Origin of the sequence: Gemella sp. GH3 (assembly GCF_013415425.1) — a bacterium.
Classification (GTDB): domain Bacteria; phylum Bacillota; class Bacilli; order Staphylococcales; family Gemellaceae; genus Gemelliphila.
In genome coordinates this window covers 1-6,116 of record NZ_JACBYC010000144.1, presented here as the reverse complement: position 1 = coordinate 6,116, position 6,116 = coordinate 1, and the positions used below count along the sequence as shown (strand labels likewise).

The following is a 6,116-nucleotide window of genomic DNA, read 5'->3' as shown; positions in this document are numbered from 1 at the left end:
AAAAAGTAGAATACGATAACCAAATATATTAAATGTGACTGGCAAGTAAATTGATATCAATATATTAATAGAGCTAATATTTTTTATGTTGTTTTAGTTAGATATTTGATTATAGTAGTTAAAAAATTGTTTTGTAAGGTAAAAGGGGATATATAATGGGACATTTTAGCTAAATAGATAGTATTTTAACATTATTTTATTTAAGGTATTAATTATGTTTTAATAGTGTATTATTGTAATTAAAAAAATATTCTGAAAAAATAATTTAATTTCCAGAATATACTTGCAAATATAATGAATTTATGCTTTAATATATTTATTGGTTTTGCCGATAATTTAATATGAAAATTAGGAGGAAAATTATGAAAAAGAAAGAAACTTTCTCGCTTAGAAAGTATAAAGTTGGAACCGTATCTGTTCTTTTAGGAGCAGTGTTCTTATTTGGAGGAACACAATCAAAAGCTGCTAATGAGCCAGTTACTTCTTCAGAACCACAAGTAGAAGCTGCTGTTCCTGCTGGAATAGAGGACGATTCGGATATAGCAAACTCTGCTGTTGCAGAAAATGATGTCGTAGATAATACTGAATCTTTAGAAAATACTTCTAATAAAGAAATAGATAGAAGTAAAGGAAGTACAGAAAGTACAGAAAAACCAGAGATAGTAAAAGAAACAAACGCATCTACAGTTGATAAAGTTAATGCTGTAGGTAATGAAGAAGTAAAACCACAAAATATCGATAGTAATAATATTATCACAGTACCTAAAGTTTGGGATAGTGGTTACAAGGGAGAAGGTATGGTTGTTGCAATCATCGACTCTGGATTAGATGTTAATCATGATGTATTACGTATTTCAAATTCTTCAACTGCAAAGTATAAAACAGAAGAGGAATTAGAAACTGCTAAAAAGGCTGCTGGAATTACATATGGTAAATGGTTTAATGATAAAGTCATATTTGGTTATAATTATGTTGATGTTAATACAGTCTTAAAAGAAAAAGACAAAAATTCTCATGGTATGCATGTTACCAGTATAGCAGCAGGAAATCCAACGCAACAAGTAGCAGGACAATTAATGTATGGAGTAGCTCCTGAAGCACAAGTTATGTTTATGCGTGTTTTCTCTGATCTTAATAGTAGAACTGGTGCTGCCTTGTATGTGAAAGCAATTGAAGATGCTGTAAAATTAGGAGCTGACAGTATTAATCTTAGTTTAGGAGGGGCTAATGGCTCTCTAGTTAATATGAATGAGAATGTTACTGCAGCTATAGAGGCTGCTCGTCGTGCAGGGGTTTCTGTTGTCATTGCAGCTGGTAATGACGGAGCATTTGGCTCTGGTCATTCAAAACCAAATGCGTACAATCCAGATTATGGATTAGTAGGATCTCCATCAACAGCGCGTGACGCAATTTCTGTCGCTTCTTATAATAATAGCACTGTTGGTAGCAAGGTTATTAATATTGTCGGATTAGAAGATAATGCAGATTTGAACTATGGTAAGAGTTCATTTAGTAATCCAGAGAAAAGTGCTGTACAATTTGAAACTGGAAAAGAATATGAATATTTATATGCAGGAATAGGTCAAGCTTCTGATTTTGCTGGACTAGATTTAACTGGGAAACTTGCTCTTATTAAACGAGGAACTATTACATTCTCAGAAAAAGTAGCCAACGCAACAGCTGCTGGTGCAGCAGGTGTTGTTATATTTAATAATCGTCCTGGAGAAGCAAATGTCAGTATGTCACTTGATGAAACTGCTGTTGATATTCCATCTGCCTTTATTCCATTTGAATTCGGAGAAGCTTTAGCAGCCAATTCATACAAGATTTTATTTAACAATGAAACTGATATTCGTCCTAATCCAGAAGCTGGTCTTCTTTCAGACTTTTCAAGTTGGGGTCTATCTGCAGATGGTGAATTAAAACCAGATTTAGCTGCTCCTGGAGGTGCTATCTATGCTGCGGTAAATGACAATGATTATGCTAATATGCAAGGAACTAGTATGGCATCACCGCACGTAGCAGGTGCATCTGTATTATTAAAACAATATTTACAATCTACTTATCCAACTAAGTCTCCACAGGAAATAGAGTCTTTAGTAAAAAGTTTACTTATGTCAACAGCGAAAGCTCATGTGAATAAAGTAACTGGTGCATATACATCACCACGTCAACAAGGAGCAGGAATTGTTGATACAGCTGCAGCTATTTCTACTGGTTTATACTTAACTGGAGAAGATGGATACAGTAGCGTTACTTTAGGAAATGTTAAGGATACATTTAGTTTCAAAGTAACACTTCATAATATTACAAATGAAGATAAGACTTTAAATTATTCAACGCAATTAACTACTGACACTGTTGAAGAAGGTTTGATTACATTGGATCCACGTCTTTTGGCAGAAATTCCTGGCGAGAGCGTTACTGTTAAAGCAAATTCAAGTACAACTGTTACAATTAATGTAGATGCCTCAAAATTCTCTGAAGAATTAACGAATTTAATGAAGAATGGATATTATCTTGAAGGTTTTGTTAGTTTTAAAGATGTGGCTGACGGTGGCGACATTGTTAGTATTCCATATGTTGGATTCCGTGGAGAATTCCAAAATCTACCTGTTGTAGAAGAACCTATTTATAATCTTATCGCTGATGGTAAAGGAGGATTCTACTTTGAACCTGTTAAAAATCAACCATATAGAATAGGGAGCACAGGAAATTACACAGGACTTATTACAAGAAGTACGGAGTTAATTTATTCTACAAACAAACGTTCTAATTCTGAAATGAAAACTCTTGGAACATTCCGAAATGAGAAAGGAAATTTCGTTCTGAAACTTGATGAATCTGGTAAAGCGCATTTAGCTATCTCACCTAATGGTGATAATAATCAAGATTTTCTTGCATTCAAAGGAGTATTTTTAAGAAACTATACTAATTTAGTAGCTAGTGTTTATAAGGATGATGATACAAATCGTAAAAATCCGCTTTGGGTAAGTGAACCTCAGTCAGGTGACAAGAACTTCTATAGTGGGGATTCTAACAATCCAAAATCAAGTATCGTTTATCCTACAGCGTGGAACGGTACAGATAACGAAGGTAATAAATTGGAAGATGGTAAGTATCAATATGTGCTGACATATTCATCTGAAGTTCCAGGGGCAGATGTACAGACTATGGTTTTTGATGTTATTGTTGATAGAGAATCGCCTGTTATTACTACAGCAACTTATGATGAAACAAATATGACATTTAAACCACGTCCAGCTATTGAAAAAGGAGAATCTGGTATTTTCCGAGAGCAAGTATTTTATTTGGTAGAAGATGATAGAGGTATAACAACTAAGACTTCTCTTAAAGAAAATGGTGATGTAACTGTAACTGATAACAAAGTATTTGTTGCACAAAACGAAGATGGATCATTTACTCTTCCATTGAATCTTGCAGACATTTCAAAATTTTATTACACTGTTGAAGATTATGCAGGTAATGTTAGTTACGAAAAAGTAGAGAAGTTAATCGATATTGGAAATGACAAAGGACTAGTAACTGTTAAGGTTATAAATAAAGATACAAATAGTCCAGCATCAGTAGTGTTCTCTTACTCGGTAAAAGATGAACAAGGTAATATTGTTGAAGAATTACCACGATATAGTGGAGATATTAGTGTTCTTAAACTACCATTTGGTACTTATACATTTGATCTATTTTTATATGATACAGAATGGTCAAGTCTAGTAGGTGAGACGAAAGAAGTTGTTACAATTTCTGAAGAAAATAGCATCAGTAATGTTAATTTCTATGTGATTTTGAAAAATAAAGCCAACTTACTTTTAGATGTTGATAAATTACTGCCTGCAGGATCAACAATCGAATTGAAAACTGCTGATGGTCAAGTGATTAAGTTGCCAAATGCTAAGTATTCTAATACTGATTATGGAAAACTTGTTCCAGTTGGAAACTACACGATTGTTCCAACACTACCAGAAGGATATGAATTCTTAGAAGAATTGGATGTAGAAGTACTTGAAAATAAATCTAATCTTAAAAAATTAACATTGATTAACAAAGTTCCTTTGAAAAATCTGATTAATGATTTAGTAGGATTAGAAAGCAAAGCAGATTACTACAATGCTAGTTCAGAACTTCAAGAAGCTTATAAAAAGGCTTTAGAAGAAGCAAATAAGGTACTTGTAACTAAAAATAATCAAGCTAAAGTTGATGAAGTAGTAGTTAATCTTGAAGAAGCAAGAAGAAAATTAGATGGTAAGGCTACAGATAAAGTAAGTTTAGAAACAGAAGTATCGGCTTACATACCAAATAAATCAGGATTTGTTTATTACAATGCTGATAATTCTAAACAAATTGCTTACGATACAGCGGTTCGTTTAGCACAACTTGTATTAAATAAAGAAAATGCAACACAAGAAGAAGTAAATAAAGCTTTGGATGATTTGTTAGCAGCTAAAAATGATTTAAACGGTCAAAAAACAGATATTACAGACCTTAATAATGCTGTTCTAAATTCATCTGTTGTAAAAACTACAGACGTTAAATATATTAATGCCTCTGAAGATGTTAAGAAAGCTTACGATACAGCGGTTCGTTTAGCGCAACTTGTATTAAATAAAGAAAATGCAACACAAGAAGAAGTAAATAAAGCCTTGGATGATTTGTTAGCAGCTAAAAATGATTTAAACGGTCAAAAAGCAGATACTACAGACCTTAATAATGCTGTTCTAAACTCATCTGTTGTAAAAACTACAGATGTTAAATACATTAATGCCTCTGAAGAAGTTAAGAAAGCTTACGATCAAGCTATCGAATCTGCTAAAGTAATTTTATCTGATGAATTAGCGAGTCAAGCTAACGTTGATCAAGTGTTATCTGATTTAATAAGTGCTCAAGAGAAACTTGACGGTGTAGCTAGACCATCAAATGAAGAAAATCAAAATCAATCTACGGATAATACAGATTCTAAAGATTTTGAAAATCAAACACGACCACCTGTTAATCAAGGGGAAGTTCCGAATTTAAGTAACGAACAGACTATAACAAGGACTCCAGCTCTTACAGGAGATATATCAAACAATAACCCTCAATTAAGTTCAGAAAAATCTAGTCAATCGTCTAAACTACCAAATACTGGAGTTTCTGATACTAGTCAGAACGTAGTTATCGGTATTATAATCGGTCTTGCAGGTATAGTTTTACGAAAATATAGAAAAGGTGCTTAATAAGTTATAATCTTGTTTGTAATAATTTAAAATTTGTATGGTAGAGAATTATAAATGAATAATTATATAAAATTTAATTAATGTATATTGAATAATCATTTCGATAATTCAGTTGAGTATACTAAGTTACTATAACAAGATATTTTATTCGTACTTCAAATTTAAGGCACTTACTTAATTGTAAGTGCCTATTTTTGTTGTTAATTTTATATTCAATAAAAATGACCGCGATAAATCTATTGCAGTCATTACCTTTAATTCTTTTTAAAATTTGTTGGTGCACATGTTGTTCCCATCAAGTCGTTTAAATTAAAAATGAATTGGTCATCACTTGTATGAAATGCTGGAACGCCAATAAATCCACACTTTTTTTGTTCTTCAAATTCTATACGTTTATCACGTAATTGTATGAAACGTTTTAAATTTTTGATATTTTCTGTAATATCCACTTTTTCAAATGTAATACCTTGTTTTTCTAATTCTGCTATAAACGGTGGACATTCTGGACATAGCGGTGTGTAATATAACGTATGTTGTTCTCTCATTACAATCCTTCTTAGTAAAATATCATAAAATAAATTAAAATAATATGTAATACTAAACGAACAATATGATGCGTATAATTAATTCGTCCAAATACTTTCCCAGCTTCAAAAGCTGATAACTGGATCATAATCAATGCAAGTACTAATATATACCAGAAATTATTCAAATTATGTTGGATGTATAATACTGTGCTATATCCTAATAATATAATTCCTGAAAGTGAATACAATATATACAACTTATTCATTTTGCTATACATTTTATATAGTGCCAAACCAGTTACTACAATATACAAAATCGCTACAACACTAATTATATCTATTCTCATAATAACTC

The 6,116-nt window shown here is 31.9% G+C and carries 3 protein-coding genes; 1 reads left to right on the top strand and 2 read right to left on the bottom strand.

The window, feature by feature from the left end; genetic code table 11:
• Positions 1-362: 362 nt before the first annotated feature.
• Positions 363-5,234, top strand: coding sequence for a S8 family serine peptidase (locus HZY83_RS08560; protein WP_179943132.1), 4,872 nt, complete (start codon positions 363-365; stop codon positions 5,232-5,234).
• A 254-nt stretch (positions 5,235-5,488) separates the two neighbouring features.
• Here HZY83_RS08560 and HZY83_RS05890 read toward each other — a convergent pair whose 3' ends face one another.
• Both HZY83_RS05890 and HZY83_RS05885 read right to left on the bottom strand, forming a co-directional pair.
• A complete protein-coding gene (locus HZY83_RS05890; protein WP_179943131.1) occupies positions 5,489-5,779 on the bottom strand; it encodes a glutaredoxin in 291 nt (96 codons plus the stop codon).
• An 11-nt stretch (positions 5,780-5,790) separates the two neighbouring features.
• Positions 5,791-6,116: hypothetical protein (locus HZY83_RS05885; RefSeq protein ID WP_179943130.1), on the bottom strand; the 326-nt coding region annotated here is incomplete at its 5' end.

Coding starts and splice junctions, on each gene's coding strand:
- HZY83_RS08560 (WP_179943132.1), top strand. CDS start 363: ATGAAAAAGAAAGAAACTTTCTCGCTTAGAAAGTATAAAGTTGGAACC.
- HZY83_RS05890 (WP_179943131.1), bottom strand. CDS start 5,779: ATGAGAGAACAACATACGTTATATTACACACCGCTATGTCCAGAATGT.